Origin of the sequence: Amycolatopsis sp. NPDC051372 (assembly GCF_040682095.1) — a bacterium.
Taxonomy (GTDB): domain Bacteria; phylum Actinomycetota; class Actinomycetes; order Mycobacteriales; family Pseudonocardiaceae; genus Amycolatopsis.
This window is the reverse complement of sequence record NZ_JBFBAF010000006.1, coordinates 242,739-260,492: the sequence shown is the minus strand read 5'-3', so window position 1 is coordinate 260,492 and position 17,754 is coordinate 242,739. Positions and strand designations below refer to the sequence as shown.

16 protein-coding genes are annotated in these 17,754 nt (G+C 70.1%); 12 read left to right on the top strand and 4 right to left on the bottom strand.

Annotated elements, in window-relative coordinates; translation table 11 throughout:
- Nucleotides 1-9 precede the first annotated feature (9 nt).
- The 3 genes from AB0M56_RS12065 to AB0M56_RS12055 all read right to left on the bottom strand — a co-directional run bounded on the left by AB0M56_RS12065 (nucleotide 10) and on the right by AB0M56_RS12055 (nucleotide 2,163).
- Nucleotides 10-756 (bottom strand): trypsin-like serine protease, encoded by a 747-nt coding sequence (locus AB0M56_RS12065; protein ID WP_364174061.1) that lies wholly within the window; start codon nucleotides 754-756, stop codon nucleotides 10-12.
- Between the two features lie 147 nt (nucleotides 757-903).
- Complete coding sequence (locus AB0M56_RS12060) at nucleotides 904-1,659, bottom strand: trypsin-like serine protease (RefSeq protein WP_364174058.1); 756 nt, start codon at nucleotides 1,657-1,659, stop codon at nucleotides 904-906.
- 129 nt (nucleotides 1,660-1,788) lie between these two features.
- Complete coding sequence (locus AB0M56_RS12055) at nucleotides 1,789-2,163, bottom strand: FKBP-type peptidyl-prolyl cis-trans isomerase (protein WP_364174055.1); 375 nt, start codon at nucleotides 2,161-2,163, stop codon at nucleotides 1,789-1,791.
- Between the two features lie 149 nt (nucleotides 2,164-2,312).
- On the opposite strand from AB0M56_RS12055, the gene AB0M56_RS12050 reads away from it, so the two are divergent.
- The 4 genes from AB0M56_RS12050 (at nucleotide 2,313) to AB0M56_RS12035 (ending at nucleotide 8,433) form a co-directional block, all read left to right on the top strand.
- A complete protein-coding gene (locus AB0M56_RS12050) occupies nucleotides 2,313-5,534 on the top strand; it encodes a penicillin acylase family protein (RefSeq protein ID WP_364174052.1) in 3,222 nt (1,073 codons plus the stop codon).
- Between the two features lie 186 nt (nucleotides 5,535-5,720).
- Complete coding sequence (locus tag AB0M56_RS12045) at nucleotides 5,721-6,752, top strand: PLP-dependent transferase (RefSeq protein WP_364174049.1); 1,032 nt, start codon at nucleotides 5,721-5,723, stop codon at nucleotides 6,750-6,752.
- Between the two features lie 248 nt (nucleotides 6,753-7,000).
- Nucleotides 7,001-7,735 carry a hypothetical protein gene (locus AB0M56_RS12040; protein WP_364174046.1) on the top strand — a complete coding sequence of 245 codons (735 nt, stop codon included), beginning with the start codon at nucleotides 7,001-7,003 and terminating at the stop codon, nucleotides 7,733-7,735.
- A gap of 104 nt (nucleotides 7,736-7,839) precedes the next feature.
- Nucleotides 7,840-8,433: a class F sortase gene (locus tag AB0M56_RS12035; protein WP_220247274.1), complete on the top strand. Its 594-nt coding sequence runs from the start codon at nucleotides 7,840-7,842 to the stop codon at nucleotides 8,431-8,433.
- A 69-nt stretch (nucleotides 8,434-8,502) separates the two neighbouring features.
- Here AB0M56_RS12035 and AB0M56_RS12030 read toward each other — a convergent pair whose 3' ends face one another.
- The gene (locus AB0M56_RS12030) at nucleotides 8,503-9,243 is read right to left on the bottom strand and encodes a FadR/GntR family transcriptional regulator (RefSeq protein ID WP_364174043.1); all 741 of its coding nucleotides are present in this window, start codon (nucleotides 9,241-9,243) and stop codon (nucleotides 8,503-8,505) included.
- 85 nt (nucleotides 9,244-9,328) lie between these two features.
- Here AB0M56_RS12030 and AB0M56_RS12025 point away from each other — a divergent pair, with 85 nt between their 5' ends.
- The 8 genes from AB0M56_RS12025 to AB0M56_RS11990 are packed head-to-tail and all read left to right on the top strand — an operon-like array spanning nucleotide 9,329 to nucleotide 17,749.
- A complete protein-coding gene (locus AB0M56_RS12025) occupies nucleotides 9,329-10,819 on the top strand; it encodes an ABC transporter substrate-binding protein (protein ID WP_364174040.1) in 1,491 nt (496 codons plus the stop codon).
- Nucleotides 10,816-11,760, top strand: coding sequence for an ABC transporter permease (locus AB0M56_RS12020; protein WP_364174037.1), 945 nt, complete (start codon nucleotides 10,816-10,818; stop codon nucleotides 11,758-11,760). Before AB0M56_RS12025 ends, AB0M56_RS12020 begins: the two co-directional genes overlap by 4 nt.
- Nucleotides 11,761-11,777: 17 nt before the next feature.
- Nucleotides 11,778-12,590, top strand: coding sequence for an ABC transporter permease (locus AB0M56_RS12015; RefSeq protein ID WP_364174034.1), 813 nt, complete (start codon nucleotides 11,778-11,780; stop codon nucleotides 12,588-12,590).
- Nucleotides 12,587-13,387, top strand: coding sequence for an ABC transporter ATP-binding protein (locus tag AB0M56_RS12010; RefSeq protein ID WP_364174031.1), 801 nt, complete (start codon nucleotides 12,587-12,589; stop codon nucleotides 13,385-13,387). The genes AB0M56_RS12015 and AB0M56_RS12010 overlap by 4 nt, the downstream gene beginning before the upstream one ends.
- A complete protein-coding gene (locus tag AB0M56_RS12005) occupies nucleotides 13,384-14,181 on the top strand; it encodes an ATP-binding cassette domain-containing protein (protein WP_364174028.1) in 798 nt (265 codons plus the stop codon). Before AB0M56_RS12010 ends, AB0M56_RS12005 begins: the two co-directional genes overlap by 4 nt.
- Nucleotides 14,174-15,598 carry an aldehyde dehydrogenase family protein gene (locus AB0M56_RS12000; RefSeq protein ID WP_364174025.1) on the top strand — a complete coding sequence of 475 codons (1,425 nt, stop codon included), beginning with the start codon at nucleotides 14,174-14,176 and terminating at the stop codon, nucleotides 15,596-15,598. The genes AB0M56_RS12005 and AB0M56_RS12000 overlap by 8 nt, the downstream gene beginning before the upstream one ends.
- The gene (locus AB0M56_RS11995; RefSeq protein ID WP_220245481.1) at nucleotides 15,595-16,353 is read left to right on the top strand and encodes an SDR family NAD(P)-dependent oxidoreductase; all 759 of its coding nucleotides are present in this window, start codon (nucleotides 15,595-15,597) and stop codon (nucleotides 16,351-16,353) included. Before AB0M56_RS12000 ends, AB0M56_RS11995 begins: the two co-directional genes overlap by 4 nt.
- Before the next feature lie 13 nt (nucleotides 16,354-16,366).
- Nucleotides 16,367-17,749 (top strand): amidase, encoded by a 1,383-nt coding sequence (locus AB0M56_RS11990; RefSeq protein WP_364174022.1) that lies wholly within the window; start codon nucleotides 16,367-16,369, stop codon nucleotides 17,747-17,749.
- The last annotated feature ends 5 nt before the right edge of the window (nucleotides 17,750-17,754 follow it).

Here is a 17,754-nt window from a genome sequence, read left to right as displayed (position 1 = left end):
GTCGGCCGGCTATTTCGTCCGCGCCGCGATCCAATCCGCGATCACGTCCACCCGCGATGTCGTTTCGACGGTCGTGTGGGGGCAGTCCGGGCCGGTCGTCTCCACGGAGATGAGCTGACCGCCGCTGCCGGACGGGACGAAGTAGGGCGCTCCGGAGTCGTAGACGCACGCGCTGGTGGTGGGCGAGGGCGCGACGCCGCGGACGCCGACGGTGGTGCTGGACACGGAGGCGATCTGCACGGTGCCCTGCTGCAATTTCGAGGACGGCACAGGGTTCTTCGCCGTGTGGCTGCCCCAACCCGCCAGGGTGAGGCGCTGGCCCGCGGCCGGGATCAGGCGGTTCACGGTCAGCGGCGTGATGTTCGGGACCGCGCTGTCGAGCTGCACGAGGGCGACATCGTTCTCCGCGGATTGCAGCACCTGCGTGGCCTTGCGGGTGACGCCCGCTTCCTTCGCTTCGTCGACCAGGCCGAGCGTCACGGTGGTCGGGTACGGCACCGGGCCGGACACGCGGTTGCGCTGCGCGTCGTGGAAGCAGTGGCCGGTCGTGAGGATCCACGTGGGCGCGACGAGGGAGCCCGAGCAGAAGCTCGTGTACGTGCTTCCGTCCGGGCGCGGGATGCTCGCCATGGTCAGCTTGGCCGTGAAGCCGTACTGGCCCGGGGCCACGTCGGACCCGTCGGCGACGGCCAACGCCGGGCCGGCGGTGAGGAGGGGCAGGAGGGCTGCTGCGGTGAGTGCGGCGCGGACGCGCATTCTTTCCCTTCGTCGGGCCACCGGCAGGGCGCCGATGATCGACCCTCAACGCTATCCAGCTACTTCCTGGTCAGGAATTCCCTTGTCGGGCGAAAGAAAACGGGCCCCGCGACCTGTGCGCGGAGCCCGTCTTCTGGTATCTGGGCGTCAGTGGGTCTGCGACAGCACCCAGTCGGCGACCACGTCGACGCGCGAGGCCGTCTCCTGCTGGTCGTGGGGGCAGTCGGGGCCTTCCGACTCGACCGCCACGATCCGGCCGGCGCGGCCCGAAGCCACGAAGTACGGTGCGCCCGAGTCGTAGAGGCAGGCGCTGGTATCCGCGGCCGGCGCGACGCCGTGTACGCCGAGGGTGGTGGCCGCGACCTCGCCGACCGCCACGGTGCCCTGCTGCAGCTTCATCGACGGCGCCGCGTCCACCGAGCTCAGCGCGCCCCAGCCGGCGAGGGTGAGCTTCTGCCCGACCGTCGGCTCGGAGCGGCTCACCTTGAGCGGTGTGATCCCGCGAACCGGCTTGTCGAGCTTCGCGAGCGCGATGTCGCCTGCGCCGGCCTGGACCACGTCGGTGACCTGGCGCGTCACGCCGAGCTTGCCGCGCTGCACGGTGGTGCCGAGCAGCACCGAAGTCGGGTACGGCACCGGGCCGGAGATCGGGTTGCGGTTCACGTCGTGGAAGCAGTGGCCGGCGGTGAGGATCCACTGCGGCGCGACGAGCGCGCCCGAGCAACCGCTGTCGTAATGCGTGCCGTCGGGCCGCGGGATGTTCGTCATCGTGAGCTTCGCGGCGAACTCGAACCGGCCCTGCGGCACGTCGGATCCGTTGGCGACGGCCGAAGCGGGCACGGCGCCGGCCAGCGCGGCCCCGAGCGTGAGCAGAGCCGCGGAAACAATCGCGCGAACGCGCATGTCACTTTCCCCCTGGTCAGTGGCACCGGTCCCGGCCGGTGATCGGCGCAGCTTAGCGATGACCGGGGTTCACTCGAAAGAGTTCGGGCAACCGGGCTGCCCGTGGAGTCGGCCCGGTTGCCCGGAGGTTCAGTTCACGCCGACGAGGTCGACGACGAAGATCAGCGTCTCGTTCGGCTTGATCACGCCGCCCGCGCCACGCTCGCCGTACGCGAGGTGCGGCGGGATCACCAGCTGGCGACGGCCGCCGATCTTCATGCCGGCCACTCCCTGGTCCCAGCCGGGGATGACCTGGCCGGCGCCGAGCGCGAAGCGCAGCGGCTCGCCGCGGTCCCAGGACGCGTCGAACTGGTCACCGGTGGAGTGCGAGACGCCGACGTAGTGGACCGTCACTGCATTGCCCGGCTGGGCCTCCGCGCCGTCACCGACGGTGAGGTCGGTGATCTCCAGTTCGGCGGGAGGGGGTCCGTCCGGGCGGTCGATTTCGGGCTTTTCCAAGGTCATGGCGCTCACCGTACCCAGCGGCTTCGCGCTGCGCCGATCGGACTAGGCCCAAAGAGGGGTTAAACGCGAATAGTCTTCACACTTCATCTACCCGTCGGTAGCGTGCGCTGGGTCACCCCTGGGGGAACCTCGTGGACGGGAGCTCCGGCATGCGACGACGCATCCGCACTCTGGCTGTTTCGGCCCTGGCCGTTGTCGCGGCGGGACTCGTGACAGCGGTCGGCGGCGCGCCACCCGCCTCGGCGGCCTTGCCCGGCAACGACTACTGCGCCGGCCAGTGCAACGACATCCTCCCGCCGGGGGAGAACGGCGGCGCGACGCTGGCGGAGATCCTTGGCAACAAGGCGTTCGGCACGCAGCCCGCGCACGCCGACGACCAGCTCGGCAAGTACGCCGACCTCGCCGGCGGCTACAAAACGCTGACCACCGACACCATCGGCAAGTTCTTCAACGACTCCTCCTTCGGCGTCCCCGTCGACCAGGTCGCGAGCACGCTGCAGCCCCGCTCCGACGTCACGATCACCCGTGACAAGGCCACCGGCGTCCCGCACATCCAGGGCACCACGCGCTCGGGCACCGAGTTCGGCGCCGGCTACGCGGCCGCGCAGGATCGCTTGTGGCTCATGGACATCATGCGCCGCGTCGGCCGCGGCCAGCTGACCTCATACGCAGGCGGCGCGCCTGCGAACCGCGAGCTCGAGCAGTCGTTCTTCGCCGCCGCGCCCTACACCGAGGACGAGCTGCAGCAGCAGATCGAGGCGACCGCCGCCAGCGGCCCGCGCGGCAGGCAGGGCCTCGCCGACTCCCAGGCCTACGTCGACGGGATCAACAAGTACATCACCGACTCCCACAACGGCCGGTACTTCCCGGGCGAGTACGTGCTCACCGGCCACGTCGACGCGATCACCAACGCCGGCACCATCGAGCCGTTCAAGCTCACCGACCTCGTGGTGCTCGCGTCCGTGGTCGGCGCGCAGTTCGGCGCCGGCGGCGGTGGTGAGGTGCAGAACGCGATCGCGAAGCTCGCGCTGCAGGAGAAGTACGGCGTGGCCAAGGGCGAGCAGGTCTGGCAGAGCCTGCGCTCGGCTGACGATCCCGAAGCCGTGAAGACGCTGCACGACGGCCAGACCTTCGACTACGGCATGACCCCGGCCGATCCGCAAGGCCTGGCCTTGCCGGACAAGGGTTCCGTCACGCCGCAGCAGCTCGTCTACGACCAGTCCGGCTCCGCGGCCACCGACTCGCCCGCGAAGGTCGACGTCAAGGCGCCGGCGGACCAGCAGGCGGCGAAAGGCATGTTCGACAACGGCGTGCTGCCCGGCGACATGCTGAGCGACAAGCACGGCATGTCCAACGCGCTCGTCGTCTCGGGTTCGAAGACCGCCAGTGGCCACCCGGTCGCCGTGTTCGGCCCGCAGACCGGGTACTTCGCGCCACAGCTGCTCCTGCTGCAGGAACTTCAGGGCCCGGGCATCAGCGCGCGCGGCGCGTCGTTCGCCGGCATCTCGATGTACGTGCTGCTCGGCCGCGGTCAGGACTACTCGTGGAGCGCCACGACGTCGGCGCAGGACATCATCGACACGTTCGCGCTCCCGCTGTGCGATCCGAGCGGCAAGCCGGCCACTAAGGACTCGAACTACTACGTCTACCAGGGCCAGTGCCTGCCGATGGACACCGTGGAGCGCAAGAACTCCTGGTCGCCGACGGTGGCCGACGGCACCGCCGCCGGTTCGTACACGCTGCGCAGCTACCGCACGAAGTACGGCCCGGTCGTCAGCCGCGCGACGATCGGCGGCAAGCCGGTGGCGTACGCGTCGCTGCGGTCCTCGTACTTCCACGAGGTCGATTCGCTCATCGGCTTCCAGGAGTTCAACGACCCCGACTTCATCCACTCCGCGGCCGACTTCCAGCGGGCCGCGAGCGACGTGAACTTCACCTTCAACTGGTTCTACGCCGACTCGAAGGACGTCGCCTACTTCAACTCCGGCGCCAACCCCGTCCGAAATTCCACTGTGGACCCGATGATGCCGGTGTGGGGCGACAAGGGTTACGACTGGCAGGGCTGGAACCCCGACGGCAACAAGGCGAACTACACACCGGCCTCGCAGCACCCGCAGTCGGTCAACCAGGACTACTACGTCAGCTGGAACAACGCGCAGGCCAAGGGCTACGCCTCAGGCGGCGCCGACAAGTCGGCCGTGCACCGCGCCGACCTGCTCGACACGCGCGTGAAGGCGCTCATCAACAGCGGTACCAAGGTGACGCGCGTGAACCTCGCGCAGGCCATGGAAGACGCCGCGCTCGCCGACCTACGGGCCGAGGAGGTCTTGCCGCTCCTGCTGCAGGTGCTCGACAAGACGCCGCTCACCGGCGCGGCGGCCGACGCCGAGGCGAAGCTGAAGACGTGGCTGCAGCATGGTCACCGGCGCGTGGAGTCGGCGCCGGGCAGCAAGGCGTACAACGACGCCGACGCGATCCGGATCATGGACGCGTGGTGGCCGCTGCTCGTCACCGCGGAGTTCAAGCCCGCCCTGGGCGACGACGCGTTCACCGCGATGACGAACGTGCTGCAGGTCAACGAAAGCCCCTCCGGGTTCCAGAACGAGCTGCCGGGCAAGCACGTCGGCCAGCCACACCAGGGTTCGTCGTACCAGCACGGCTGGTGGGGCTACGTCAGCAAGGACCTCCGCACGGTGCTGGGCCAGCCCGTCGCCGGTCCGCTGGGCAGCACGTTCTGCGGTGGCGGCGACCTCACCGCCTGCCGCACCGCGCTGGTCGACTCCCTCATGGCGGCCGCGGCGCAGCCGGCCAGCACCGTGTACCCGGGTGACGCCGACTGCTCGGCCGGCGACCAGTGGTGCGCCGACACCGTGATCCAGCGGCCGCTCGGCGGCATCACGCACGACAAGATCAGCACCCAGAACCGGCCGACGTTCCAGCAGGTCGTGGAGTACCCGGCGCACCGCGGCGACAACGTCAGCAACCTCGCCGCGGGCAAACCGGTGAGCGCCACGAGCGCCGAGACGGGCTTGTACAACTCGCCCGCGTCGAACGCCGTGGACGCCAACGCGAAGACACGGTGGGCCAGCGACTGGAGCGACAACCAGTCGATCACCGTCGACCTCGGTTCGGTGCAGCAGGTCGCGCGCGTGGTGCTGTCGTGGGAAGCCGCATACGCGAAGGGCTACAAGGTGCAGCTCTCGGCCGACGGCGAGAACTGCCGTGACGCGGCCGTGGTGACCGACGGCAACGGCGGCGCGGACAACGTGTCGTTCACCCCGGCGGACGCCCGGTTCGTCCGGATGCAGGGCGTGCAGCGGGGGACCGGTTACGGCTACTCGCTGTACGAGTTCGAGGTGTACGCGCACTGAAAGACGTGGTCGGCTCGCCGGCGCGGGTGAGCCGACCGCCACATCACGGCTGCGAGGCCGTGGGCGCCATTGCCGATCCGGCCAAAAGTAGGCGCGTCCCCCGGGGCATAACGGAAGCCTGCGACGCAGGGCATAGCGCCGTGGCTGTGGCCGGATCGGCAACGGTGATACAGCTACGGTGTCGCTATGGACGAATGGACACCGCGCACGATCGCGATCGCGGCCGGGCGGCCGCACGGCCCCGGCGAGCCCCTGAACACTCCGATCGTGGCCACGAGCACGTTCGAAGCCGGCGGTGACTCCGTCTACGCGCGTTCCGACGGCACCGAGACCTGGCACGCGCTCGAAGAGGCCGTCGGTGCCCTGGAAGGCGGCCACGCCACCACCTTCGGCTCCGGCGTCGCGACCCTGTCGGCCGTGCTCGACACACTGCCGGTCGGCTCGACGGTGGCGGTCCCGACGTTCAGCTACGCCGTCACGCGCGGCGCGATGCACCACGCGGAGAAGATGGGCCGGATCAGCGTCACCGAGCTCGACCCCACCGACACGCAGGCGTGGCTCGACTGCGACGCCGACCTACTCTGGCTCGAGTCGCCGACGAACCCGACGCTCGAAGTGATGGAGATCGAGACCATCGCGCGCGGCAGCCGCGGCCGGGTCGTCGTGGACAACACCTTCGCGACACCGCTGCACCAGCAGCCGCTGAAGCTGGGCGCGGACATCGTGGTGCACAGCGCGACGAAGCTCATCGGCGGTCACAGCGACCTGCTGCTGGGCATCACTGTCGCGGCCGACGAGAGCATCGCGGCCGAGCTGCGCGGCGCGCGTACGCGCATCGGCTCGACGCCGGGCGCGCTCGAAGCGTGGCTCGCGTTGCGCGGCCTGCGCACGATGCCGGTGCGGCTTGCGGAGCAGACGAAAACGGCGTCGCTGCTGGCTTCCCGCTTGGCGGAACACCCGGCCGTCACCAAGGTGCGTTACCCCGGTTTCGGGATGATGGTGTCGTTCGAGCTGGCCACGGCCGAAGCCGCCGACAAGGTGTGTTCCACCGTCCGGCTGATCCGCGCGGCGACGAGCCTCGGCGGCGTGGAAAGCCTGGTGGAGCGGCGTGCGTGGCTGCCGGGTGAGGAGCGCGTACCCGCCGGTTTGCTGCGCTTCAGCGTCGGCCTGGAGGACCCCGAAGACCTCTGGCGCGACCTCGTTACCGCACTGGGCTGAATTCGGTCAACAATTCACGGAGCTTCGCCGGCGGGCCGGAAACTGTTACAGTAAAGGCACGGTTCCGCCGGGTTTCGTGTGTCTGAGCGCGGTGTTGAGCCACTTCATCGCCGGGGCCCGCGGGTTCGTTACCTCGGTTTACGGTGCTTTTAATCACCGTCGAAAACGTTTCGTGTTCGCCCTCTTTCTCCGGCAAGATCAGCGGACGCGGTGGGGGTCACCGCTCTTTCTTCCAGGGAGAACAACACGTGAAGAAGACCCTGGGCAGACTCGCGGGCGCTGTGCTCGCGGGCGCCCTGATCAGCCTCGCCGTCACGCCGACCGCCCTCGCGGACGACGAGCCCGGCACCACACCGACCACGTCCGAGGTCTCGACTCCGCCCACTTCGGACACTCCGGTCACCGACGCGCCGCCCGCGTCGGACACGCCGTCGTCGGACGCTCCCTCGTCGTCCGAGGCACCGTCCTCTTCGGACACTCCGCCCACCACGGGCGGGCAGCCGACCGACACAAGCCAGCCGGGCAACCCGGGCAACACCGGTGAGCCGAGCGACTCCGCGACCCCGACCACGTCAGGCTCGGAAGAGACCTCCACGCCGGAGGAGCCGCCGTACGAGGACGACATCGCGTATGGCATCGACTTCGACGGCAACCAGGGCCTGTTCGTGATCGCTTGCGCCGCGGGCGAGCCGACCAACGTGTCCTCGAGCGACTTCGACCTGATCGAAGGCCCACACCAGGACGAGACCGACGGCCGCTACTGGGGCTGGCTCGTGCAGCGCCACGACGGCGTGTCCTTCGACGCCGGCAACGTGACCGCGACCTGGACCTGCGGCGGCGACCAGACCGGCGACCAGCCGGTGCCGCCGGCGGGTGGCGCGGGCGCGGGCTCCGCGGGCACGACCAACGGTGACGGCAGCTCGCAGGTCAAGTACGCGCCCAAGGGTGGCGTCGAGACCGGCTTCGGCGGCATGGCCGCTTGATGGCGAATACTGCGCCGATCGTTACCAATCCGACCACAGCCACGGCCGGATGGCTTCGCAGTAACGGTTACGTGCCGCGCGGGGGCCGGCCTACATTTGGCCGGATTGGTAAGTGCGGGCAGGGCGTCGCGATCGCGGGCGCCCTGCTCCTTTCCCTGACGCTGAGCGGTTGCGGGTCGGACGCCCCGGCGACCGCCGCGAAGCCCGCACCGGTGAGCAAGCCGGTGCCGGTGACCAAACCGTTCACCGGGCTGAGGCCGACCTCGGTGGAGATCCCGAAGATCGGCGCGAAGTCGTCGCTGATCACCGTGCTGCCCAACAAGGACGGGCAGATCTCGGTGCCGTCGGTGAAGACGCCGATGCAGGCCGCGTGGTACCGCCTTTCGCCCGTGCCGGGTGAGGTCGGCCCGGCGATCGTGCTGGGGCACGTCGACGGCAACCACCAGCCGGGCATCTTCTACAAGCTCAAGGACGTCAACCCCGGCGACGAGGTCGACATCGAGCGCAGCGACGGCAAGAAGCTGAAGTTCGTGGTGGACCACAAGGACGAGGTCCCCAAGGACACCTTCCCCACGCAGGCGGTCTTCGGCAACACCGACAAGCCGCAATTGCGGCTGATCACGTGCGGTGGCGTGTTCGACCACGCCGAGCACAGCTACAAGGACAACATCGTCGTGTACGCGAACCTCGTCTCCTGAGCGTTCCCGAACGCGATCACGCAGCCCGGCGCCACCAACGGCCGGGCTGCGGTCGTTTTCCTGCTGGGTTCAGAGCAACGGCGTGAGCAGCGCGCGCTGCTCTTCCGGCACGTACTCCGCGTAGTTGTCATACAGCGCTCGCCGCGCCAGCCGCGCCGCCAGTTCCCCGTCGGCCGCGCGCACGGCTTCCAGCACCTCGGCGTGGTGGCCCAGCCACGACTGCATCAACGCCGAACGGTCGCGGGCATGCGAGAGTTTGTCCTCGATCAGCTCCAGCACCACTCCGCGCACGACCTCGGCGCTCACCACCAGCAGCGGGTTTCGGGACGCGCGGGCGATCGTCTCGTGGAACGCCACGTCGGCCCGGCTGAACTGCGCGAACCCCTCTTCGGCGCCGGCGCGCATGGCCGCGAGCGCGGTGTCCAAAGCGGACAGATCGGCTTCGGTGCGCAGCTGCGCGGCCAGCAGGTGGGCCGAACCGTCGAGCACCATCCGGAACTGCAGCAGCTCCGCCAGCCCCACGTGGTCGGCGCGGGCGAGCCGGTGCATCGAGCGGTGCAACGCCGCCGGTGACGCGGCCAGCACCTCGGGGCCGCGCGGGTCACCGGGCCGCGACCGGATCAGCTCGGCGGCCTGCAGCACGCGCAACGCTTCCCGCACCGTCGAGCGGCCGACGCCGAACTGCGTCATGAGCTCGCGTTCGCCGGGCAGGCGCTCGCCGGGTTTGAGGCGGCCGCTGACCACGGCCTCCTCGATCTGCTCCACGATCCGCTCGTACGCGCGGACCGGGGCCACCGGTTCGAACTTCATCCCTTGACCTCGGCGTCGTCTGGTGCCAACCTCAGGCTACTGGTCAGACCAGTGTACTTGCTTGAAGGCCGCTTCAGGAGGCTGAATGAGAGCCCGGCTCCACCTCGCGGCGCTCGCGGTGCTGCTCGCGGCGTCCGCCTGCTCGGCCGGCTCCAGCGCGAGCGTGTCGAGCCGTCCCGACACGCTGTCGGTGGGCTTCACGGCCGAACCGGCGAACTTCGACTTCACCCACGCCGATGGTGCCGCCATCCCGCAGGCCTTGCTGTACAACGTCTACGAGGGCCTGGTAAAGCTCGACGCGCAGGGCCGGATCGTGCCGCTGCTCGCCAAGTCGTGGACCGTGAGCCCCGACCGCAAGACGTATGACTTCCAGCTGCAGCCCGGCGTGAAGTTCAGCAACGGCGCGCCGTTCACCGCGTCGGACGTGAAGTTCTCGCTGCTGCGCGTGAAGACCGACTGGACGATCTCGATCAAGTCCGCGATGAACGTGGTCGACCACGTGGACGTCGTCTCACCCGACCACGCGCGCGTGGTGCTCTCGAAACCCAGCAACGGCTGGCTGTTCAGCCTCACCAGCCGCCTCGGCGCGATGTTCAGCCCGACCGGCGTGGCCGACCTGGCGAACAAGCCGGTGGGCACCGGACCGTACGAGGTGGCGTCGCGCCGGCGCGGGGATTCCATCGTGCTCAAGGAGAACCCGGCGTACTGGGGCCGCAAACCCGCGTACTCCACGGTGGTGCTCAAGTACATCGCCGACCCGACCGCGCTCAACAACGCCCTGCTCAGCAACGGCATCGACGTGATCTCCTCACTCACCTCGGCCGACTCGATCCCGCAGTTCCAGGGCGACGACCGGTTCACCGTGCTGCAGGGCACCACCAACAGCGAGGTCACGCTCGCGTTCAACAACCAGCGCGCACCGCTGACCGACCCGCGCGTGCGCCAGGCCCTGACGTACGCGATCGACCGCAAAGCCGTGCTGGACCTGGTGTTCAACGGCCGGGGCACGCTGATCGGCAGCATGGTCCCGCCCACGGACCCGTGGTACGAGGACCTTTCCGGCGTGTACCCGTACGACCCGGCGAAGGCGAAGCAGCTACTCGCGGAAGCCGGCGTGAAGAACCTCAACCTGCGGCTGCGGATTCCGAACCTGCCGTATGCCGTGTCGGCCGCGCAGGTGGTGCAGTCGCAGCTGGCCGACGTCGGCGTGCGGACCACGATCGAGCCGCTCGACTTCCCGGCCGTGTGGCTCAAGCAGGTGTTCACCGACCACGACTACGACCTGTCGATCATCCAGCACGTGGAGGCCCGCGACATCACGACGTTCGGGAAACCCACGTACTACTGGGGTTACGACAGCCCGCGCGTGCAGCAGCTGCTGGCCGAGGCCGACAGCGGCACGCCGCAGCAGCAGGTCGCGGACATGAAGCAGGTGGCGCGCCAGCTCGACACCGACGCGGCGGCCGACTGGTTGTTCCTGTACCCCAACGTGATCGTGGCGAAGAACAAGGTCACGGGGTTCGCGAAGAACCAGGTCAGCGAGTCGTTCGACCTCACGGGACTGAGGCCGGCATGACCGTGAAGGTGCTCCGGCGCGTGGCGATCCTCGTGGTCAGCCTCTTCGTCGCGTCGATCGTGGTGTTCCTGTTCATGGCCGTGCTGCCGGGTGATCCGGCGCAGGTCGCGCTCGGCGTCAACGCGACGCCGGAGCTGTTGGCGAAGACGCGCGCGGAGTTCGGCATCGACCGCTCGCTCGTCACGCAGTACGTCAGCTGGATCGGCGGCGTGCTGCACGGAGACTTCGGCCGCTCGTACGTCACGCGTGAAGCCATCGGGCCGCAGCTGCTCGACCGGCTCGGCGTGACGTTGTGGCTGGTCGGCGCGAGCATGGTGGTGGCGCTGGTGATCGCGGTGCCGGTGGGGATGTTCGCGGCCGTGCGGCACCGCAAGCTTAGTGGGGTCACGGTTTCCGGGCTGTCGCAGATCGGTGTGGCGATCCCCGCGTTCCTCGCCGGGATCATCCTGGTGCAGATCTTCGCGGTGCAGCTGCGCTGGCTGCCCAGCGGCGGGTGGACGCCGCCGGACCAGGACGCGGGGCAGTTCGTGCGCGGGCTGATCCTGCCGGCGTTGTCACTCGGGTTGGTGCAGGGCGCGGTGCTCACGCGCTACGTCCGCTCGGCCGTGCTCGACACACTGGGCCAGGACTACCTGCGCACGGCTCGGTCGAAGGGCTTGTTGCCGGCGCAGGCGTTGCGGCGCCACGGGTTGCGCAACGCGTCGGTGCCCGTCGTGACGGTGCTCGGCCTGCAGCTCGCGACGCTGCTGATCGGCGCGGTCGTGGTCGAGCGCGTGTTCGTGTTGCCTGGTCTCGGCAGCATGCTGCTCGACGCCGTGTCGTCGCGCGATCTGCTGACGGTGCAGGGAATCGTGCTGGTGCTCGTGGCGGGGGTGCTGCTGGTGAACTTCGTCGTGGACGTGCTCTACACGGTGCTCGACCCGAGATTGCGGGGTTCGTGATGACCACGCTCACTCCGGTGCGAAACCGCAGCCTCGCGCTCGGCGCGGTGTTGGTGGCGCTCGTCGTCCTGGCCGCACTGGTGTCGTTCGTGTGGACGCCGTACGACCCGGTGCAGGTCAACGCGGCCGACAAGCTGCTGGGCTTTTCGGCCGAGCACCTGTTCGGCACCGACAAGTTCGGCCGCGACGTGTTCAGCCAGATCATGGTCGGCGCGCGCACCACGCTGTACGTCGGTGTGGTGGCGGTCGGCATCGCCGCGGTGATCGGTACGCCGCTGGGGGTGCTGGCGGGGCTGGCGCCGCGGTGGCTGGGCGAGTTCGTGATGCGCGTGAACGACCTCGTGCTCGCGTTTCCCGCGCTGCTGCTGGCGATCATGTTCGGCGCGGTGTTCGGCGCCGACACGCTCACGGCGATGATCGCGATCGGCATCGCCACCATCCCGTCGTTCGCGCGGATCGCGCGGTCGGGGACGTTGCAGGTGGGCAGCAGCGAGTTCGTGCTCGCGGCGCGCGCGGCCGGGCGCTCGCGTGTGAACATCGCCGCGCGCCACGTGCTGCCGAACATCTCGGGCCTGCTGATCGTGCAGTCTTCGGTGTCGTTCGCGATCGCCGTGCTGGCCGAGGCGGCGCTGTCGTTCCTCGGCTTCGGCACGCGGCCGCCGACGCCGTCGTGGGGCCGGATGCTGCAGGAGTCGCAGGAGCTGCTGACCATCCACCCGCGGCTCGCGCTGGTGCCGGGCGTCGCGATCGCGGTGGCGGTGCTCGGGTTCAACCTGCTGGGCGACGGGCTGCGCGACCGGCTCGACCCGCGATTGGCGGCCCGCGCATGACTCTCACAGTGGACGGTCTGCGGGTCGCTGGCCTGGTGCGGGATGTGTCGTTCTCGATCGGCGCGGGCGAACGCGTCGGGCTGATCGGCGAGTCGGGGTCGGGGAAGTCGCTCACGGCGTTGTCGATCATGGGCCTGCTGCCGGACGAGCTGCGGGCGACGGGTTCGGTGCGGCTGAACGATCGCGAGCTGCTGGGCGCGTCCGAACGCGAGCTGTCGCGGTTGCGCGGCAACGGGTTGTCGATGGTGTTCCAGGAGCCGATGACGGCGCTGAACCCGGCGATGCGCGTGGGCCGGCAGGTGACGGAGCCGTTCCGCGTGCACGGCCGGCGGGGGCGTTCGGCGGACGAGCTGCTGGCGGCGGTCGGCCTGCCGGGCACCGCTCGGGCGTATCCGCACCAGCTTTCGGGCGGGCAGCGGCAACGGGTGGTGCTGGCGATGGCGCTGGCCAACGAGCCGTCGCTGCTGATCTGCGACGAACCGACGACGGCGCTGGACGTGACGGTGCAGGCGCAGATCCTGTCGTTGATCAAGAGTTCGTTGTCTGCTGAGGCCGCGTTGCTGTTCATCACGCACGACCTGGCGGTGGTGGCGTCGGTGTGCGAGCGGGTGCTGGTGATGCTGGACGGGGAGATCGTGGAGCGCGGGTCGACGCGGTCGGTGCTGACGGCGCCGCAGCATGCTTACACGAAGGCGTTACTGGCAGCTTCCGACCTGACCGCTGTGGGGGGGTCCAGGGGGGCTCGTCCCCCGGCTGGGGTCCGGGGCTCGGCCCCGGAGGATGGAGCATCTCGATGATCGAAGTCCGTGGCCTGCATCGGAAGTACGCGCGCCGGGATGTCCACGCACTACGCGGCGTGAGCTTCGACGTCGAGGCCGGGCAACGGTTCGGGATCGTCGGCGAGTCGGGGTCGGGCAAGTCCACGCTGGTGCGCCTGCTGGCGGCGCTGGACCGGCCGACGTCGGGCACGGTCTCGTTCGACGGGCGGCGGATCGACAACCTGCCGGAGCGGAAGCTGGGGTTCCTGCGGTCGTCGATGCAGATCGTGTTCCAGGACCCGATGGGTTCGCTCGACCCGCGGATGCGGGTGCGGGACATCATTTCCGAGCCGTTGGGCCGACGTTCGCCGGAGCGGGTGGCCTCGCTGCTGGAAGCCGTCGGCCTGCCCGCCGACGCCGCTTCGCGCTACCCGCACCAGTTCTCCGGTGGCCAGCGTCAGCGCATCTCCATCGCCCGCGCGCTGGCGCCGAACCCGAGTGTGCTGCTGGCCGACGAGCCGGTGAGCGCCCTCGACGTCTCCGTGCGCGCCCAGATCCTCGACCTGCTGGCGCGTCTGGTGGCGGAGTTCTCGCTGACGCTCGTTTTCGTCTCGCACGACCTCGGCGTGGTGCGGCACGTGTGCGACCGCGTCGCCGTGATGCGGCGCGGAGAGATCGTGGAGATCGGCGCCGTCGAGGAGGTCTACGAAACGCCGCAGCACGAGTACACCCGGGAACTACTGGCGGCCGCGCCCGACCTGCGCGCCGAGCTGGCCCGGCTGAGTGGAGGGCTGATTGGAGGACTCAGTGGAGGGAGCGCGGAGGATGCCTGACTACCCCGAGGGACTGCCGATCGGCTCCGGTTGGATATCTACTTCGGACACTTCGGACGTGGTTTTCCCCTATGACGGCAGCGTGATCGGTTCTGCTCCGGTCGGCACTCCTGCCCTGGCGACGCGCGCGATCGACGAGGCGGTGGCTGTCGCGCGGGAGGTCGCGGCTCTTCCTTCGCGGACGCGCCGGCAGCTGCTGAACGACGTGGCCGCTGCTTTGCGCTCACGCAGTGCCGAGTTCGAAGCGTTGCTGGTCCTGGAAACCGGAAAACCGCTGGTCGACTGCCGGGTCGAGGTCGCGCGCACGATCGTCACGTGGGAAGCCGCGGCCGAAGAGGTGTCCCGCCTGCACGGCGAGACGGTGCCCCTGGACCTGCTCCCGTCGGGCGACGGCCTTGTCGGCTTCTGGAAACGCAAGCCGATCGGCGTCGTCGTCGGGATCGCCGGCTTCAACTACCCGGTGCTGCTGGCGTCGCACAAAATCGCTCCGGCCATCGCGGCCGGCTGTCCGGTGGTCGTGAAGCCCGCGCCGCAGACGCCCTTGGCCACGTTGTGGCTGGTCCACCTCGTCCGCTCGCTGGCGCCCATCCCGGCCATGGTGCAACTGGTCACGGGCGACGCCTCGGTCGGTTCCGCCCTGGTCACCGACCGCCGCGTGGGCGCGGTGTCGTTCACGGGCTCGGCCGCCGTCGGCCACCAGATCGCCCGCGACGCCGCCCCGACCAAGACCCTGTTGGAGCTGGGCTCGAACGCGGCTCTGGTTGTCGCTGAAGACGCAGACCTCGACGCGGCGGCCGACGCTGTGTTGAGGGGCGGCTTCTACGCCTCGGGCCAGGCGTGCATCTCGGTGCAGCGAGTCCTGGTCGTCTCTTCGGTGGCCTCGGAATTCACGGCTCGCGTGCTCGCTCGCCTGTCCGAGGTCGTCGTCGGCGACCCGCGCTCGGAGGCCACCCGCGTGTCCAAGCTGATCGACCCCCGCTCCACCGACCGCGTCGTCGAGTGGGTCGACAAAGCGACCGCCGCCGGAGCGCGGCTGCTGGCCGGTGGCTCTCTGCGTGACGGCGCCCTGGAACCGACCGTCTTGGCCGACGTCCCCGACGGCGTCGAATGCTGGGACGAAGAAATCTTCGGCCCCGTCGTCTGCCTCCGCGCGGTGTCCGATGTGGACTCCGCCTTCGCGGCCGTGAACGCCTCCCGCTACGGCCTCCACGCCAGCGTCTACAGCCGCTCCCTCAGCACCGCCTTCCGCGCCCTCGACGAGCTCGACGTCGGCGGCGTGGTCGTGAACGAAGTCCCCGGCTTCCGCTCCGACACCATGCCCTACGGCGGCGTCAAGGACTCCGGCATCGGCCGCGAAGGCCCCCGCTTCGCCGTGGAAGAACTGACCGTGACGAGAATGGCGGTGCTACGCCCGTGAACTACGAAAACCTCTTCCGCCTGGATGGCCGCCGTATCGTGGTGCTCGGCGGCGGAAGCGGCATCGGCCGCGAAGCCGCGCGGGCGCTGGCCGCGCACGGTGCGCACGTGATCTGCGCGGACCGCGACGTTCCTGCCGCACGGGAGACCCGCGTGGCCGAGGTGTACGGGATCGATCTCCTTCAACCGGGTGCGGTCGAGCGCGCGGCCGAGGAACTGGGTGAGCTCGACGCGGTCGTGCTCACGGCCGGCGTGAACGTGCGCAAGCGCCTCCTCGACTACACCCGCGAGGAGTTCGACCGCGTCGTCGAGCTGAACCTCGGCGTCGCGTTCGAGGTGGTGCGGGCGTTCGGCGGGCCGATGGTCGCGCGCGGCCGGGGCAGCATCATCGGGTTCTCCTCGATCCGCGGCACCACCGTCGAGCCGGGCCAAGGCCCTTACTCCGCGACGAAAGCCGGCCTCGTACAGCTCTTCCGCACCGCCGCCGCGGAGTTCGGGCCGTCGGGCGTCCGCGTGAACGCCATCGCGCCGGGCGTCGTCGAGACCCCGCTCACCGCGCAGATCAAGCAGAACCCCGGCTGGTACGACGCCTACGCCACCAAGGGCGCCCTCGGCCGGTGGGCGCGCGCCGACGAGCTGGCCGGCGCCGTGGTGTACCTCGCTTCGGACGCTTCGACGTTCGTCACGGGCTCCGTGCTCGCCGTCGACGGGGGCTGGACCGCCGTCGACGGGCGTTTCGAACCACCCGCTTCGTGAATCGGAGGTAACGATGGAGCTGACCGACCTGACCGCGGTGGACCTGGTCGCGGGCTACCGCGCAGGCACGGTGTCGCCCGTCGAGGCGACCGAAGCCGTCCTCACCCGCATCGAGGCGCGCGAGCCGCAGCTGCACGCCCTGTACGCGTACGACGCAGCTTCAGCGCGCTCTGCCGCGAAGCAGTCCGAAGCCCGCTGGCACGCCGGCGAGCCGCTGGGCCCGATCGACGGCGTTCCCTTGACGCTGAAGGAAAACATCGCAACCCGCGGCACTCCCGTGCCGCTCGGCACCGCCGCCACCACCCTCACCCCGGCCGCCACCGACGCTCCCGCCGCCGCGCGCGTCCGCGAGTCCGGCGCCGTGCTGCTCGCCAAGACGACCATGCCCGACTACGGCATGCTCACCTCCGGCCTCTCCAGCTTCCACACCGCGACCCGCAACCCGTGGGATCTCTCGCGCACCCCCGGCGGCTCCAGCGCGGGCGCCACGGCGGCCGCCGCCGCGGGCTACGGACCCCTCCACGTCGGCACCGACATCGGCGGTTCCATCCGCCTCCCCGCCGGCTGGTGCGGCCTCGTCGGCCTGAAGCCGAGCTTCGGCCGGGTGCCGGTGGACCCGCCGTTCCTCGGCCGCGTCGCGGGCCCGCTGACCAGGACCGTCGCCGACACCGCGCTGCTGATGGGCGTCCTGTCCGCCCCCGACGCCCGCGACCACCTCAGCCTCCCACCGGCCACCCTCGACTGGACCGCGCTGGAGTCTTCGTTGCGCGGCCTCCGCGTCGGCCTCCACCTCGACCCCGGCGTCGGCCTCCCCGTCGACCCGCAGATCACCGCCGCCGTCACCGCCGCCGCAACCCTCTTCGAAACCGCGGGCGCCGACGTCTCCCCGGTCGACCCCTTCCTCACCCGCGAACTTCTCGACGGCCTCGACGTCTTCTGGCGCGTCCGCGCCTGGTCCGACCTGCTCGCGCTGCCAGAGGACCGCCGCGCCCGTGTCCTGCCCTACATCGCCACCTGGGCGTCGTCGGCCGCTTCCGTGTCCGCTCTCGACACCTACCGCGGCTTCGCCTGCATCGACCGCATGAGCACCGCCGCCATCCAGGCCACCTCGGCCTACGACGTCGTCCTCTCCCCGGTCTGCGCCGTCTCCGCCCCGGCCTTCGACGCCGCGTCCCCCACCAACGACCCCGCGCGCCCCTTCGAGCACATCCCCTTCACGGTGCCCTACAACATGTCCGGTCAGCCCGCAGTCGCCCTCAACTGCGGCTACACCACCGACGGCATCCCGATCGGCCTGCAGATCGCGGGCCCCCGCTTCGCCGACCTGGCTGTCCTGCGCGCGGCCGCGGCGTACGAACAGCTGCGCCCGGAGCAGCGCCCCTGGCCGATCGGCTGAGGACC